Source organism: Neisseria sp. P0022.S010 (genome assembly GCF_051956635.1).
Genome location: NZ_JBQCXF010000479.1, coordinates 1 through 2,238 on the forward strand (window position 1 = coordinate 1; position 2,238 = coordinate 2,238).

Consider the following 2,238-nt stretch of genomic DNA (forward strand, 5'->3'; position numbering starts at 1 on the left):
CTCTAAATGTTCAGGTACTTTAGGCAAATGTCCTTTTTTCTCGGCTTGTTGGACGGCTTGTTTAATATTTTTTTGAGAAATAAATAGAAACTTTTCCGGTAGGCGTGAATACTCCTGCATAATTCGGAATGCACTCACCGATTTATCTAAATTAAATGATAAGGCTTCATCTTCTCGAAAACCACGATGTTCTGGTGTAGTAGGCAATGGGTAAAACCATTGTTTTGGATTTTCGTAACTGTGGCAAACAACACCTACGCATTCAGAAGCCAATAGAAACAGCAATGAAGAAGATTTGGAAAGTTCTGTACCTAAAAATATAGATAATTCATCTGGCAACATCTCTGAACATGCGCCTGGTACGCTCAATGAAAAATCCAAACGTAAGGCAGATTGTACTTTCTTACCAGGGGAGTGTTTGAGTGCAGGGAGTGTGTTTGGTAAATAACCTATTGAGTCAGTGTATTTGGCTTTTTCAATACGAAGTGGCAGAATTTCAGTAGTTTTAGTTACAGAAAATGGACAACTGACTTTGAATTCGTCAATGGGCAGAGACCTCAATATTTTGCCTCGTTCCAGTAGATTGATCACATCAGCGTTATATTGACTGGTGGGTTCTAGATTGACGATAGCTGCAGCCGGTTTTTGATTGATGAAGTCAGGATAAACAACTTCTAAGATTCTTTGGACAAAACGAGGATACTCCGCATCCAGTTTAAGTTGGGTGCGTGCGGTAAGAAAGCTTACCCCTTCCAAGAGTCTTTCAACATATGGATCAGGAATATCAGTTGTATCTAAGGCTAATCTTGAGGCTATCTTAGGATATTGGGCTGCAAACTCTTTACCCATTTCCTTTAGAAAAGTTAGCTCTTTGTTGTAGTAAGACAGTAATTTATTATTCAAGCCCCATTTCCCCCATCTAATAAGTCAAACAATCCTGTTTCAACATCCATACTGGTTCGTAGCAAGAATTCTTTAGGATAAGGATTGAGTTTCAGGTAACCTTTAATTTCAATAATGAGTTTATTGTGTAAAGCATCGTCATCATCGTCTGAGGTATTTACGATCACTTGCAAAGTCTTATTTTCAAGACGAGGTTCAAAATCGATGATAGCTTGTTTGATGTTCTGTTCCACATCTTGCCATTCAATATCGGAAAAATTAACACCAGAAAGGGGAGGGATACCGTAATTTAATGTAGAAGAACGTACATTTTCAGTCAGGCCAATCCCCATAGTTTCTGCTTGTATGTTGCATGTATTCAGTAAATAAAGAATATCACGCAGTACGGCTTGCCGATATTGATCAAGATTAATGACCTGATCGGAGCGTGCCTCTTTTTTTCTGCGTGGCTCTTCATCTGTTAGTCTGTCAAATAAAGAGGGTAACAGTTGATTTTTGAATTGCGACATGTTTAATTGTTGGGTTTGAAAGATAGATAGATTTTAATGATTTTGTTCAAATCTAATATTACGAATATCTAAAAGGCCAAAATTATGGTTGTCGGTATACAAAGTTTTTTGACCAACCCCTGTAAAGAGTTGCTCTGCTATTTCTATCCAGTCAGTTTGTGAACACTTCATTAGCAGATCTGACCATGCTGTTTCTTCCCCAGGCATAACAGCATAACGAGCAGGGCTGATACATTGAATACATTCACCATTTGTAAATTTGATTTCAGACGGCCTCCAAATGATGTCCAGTAAGGAACTTGGAGTCTTGAAAGAAATATTTTCAATAGAATCCCATGTTTGCCAGTAGTAGTGACCTTGATAGAAATATTCATAAACGAAGGCAGTACGTACGTCTCCATCAATAATCCAGTCACTATCAATCTCGGAAACTGATTTATCTGCTAAAAGGTAAGTAATATGTACGGGGGAGCCTTCTATATTCTCAGATAGCACAGTATAATCATCGACAAGGGATTTGTTTTGCTGTTCTGAAACATGGGCAACTAAAGAGAGTTGCTTTTGAAGAATATCAAGTTTGCTTGCGTGTAGTTCTAGTGTTTTTGGTTTTTGTTGGGCTTCCAAAACTGCCTGACGCCGCATTTCAGCAGAAATATTTTCAATAAGATAAAGCATTAAAGGTTTTTGGGTATGAGGAAACAGTTTTTGATATTGTCCAATCTGTTTTAAAGCCTGTCCCCATTTTGCGCACAGACACTGATATTGAATCAGCGCTAAACGATGTTCGTGATTGTCAGGATTTGAACGCACAAGCTCAATCATGTCC

Annotated in this window: 3 protein-coding genes; all 3 read right to left on the reverse strand. The window is 38.1% G+C overall.

Annotated elements, in window-relative coordinates; translation table 11 throughout:
• A partial coding sequence (locus ACTHUT_RS18340) for a type VI secretion system baseplate subunit TssF (RefSeq protein WP_440419330.1) occupies nucleotides 1–903 on the reverse strand: 903 nt, incomplete at its 3' end.
• A complete protein-coding gene (gene tssE / locus ACTHUT_RS18345) occupies nucleotides 900–1,412 on the reverse strand; it encodes a type VI secretion system baseplate subunit TssE (protein WP_250589700.1) in 513 nt (170 codons plus the stop codon). The genes ACTHUT_RS18340 and tssE, both read right to left, overlap by 4 nt.
• A gap of 33 nt (nucleotides 1,413–1,445) precedes the next feature.
• A partial coding sequence (locus ACTHUT_RS18350; protein ID WP_440419332.1) for a type VI secretion system accessory protein TagJ occupies nucleotides 1,446–2,238 on the reverse strand: 793 nt, incomplete at its 5' end.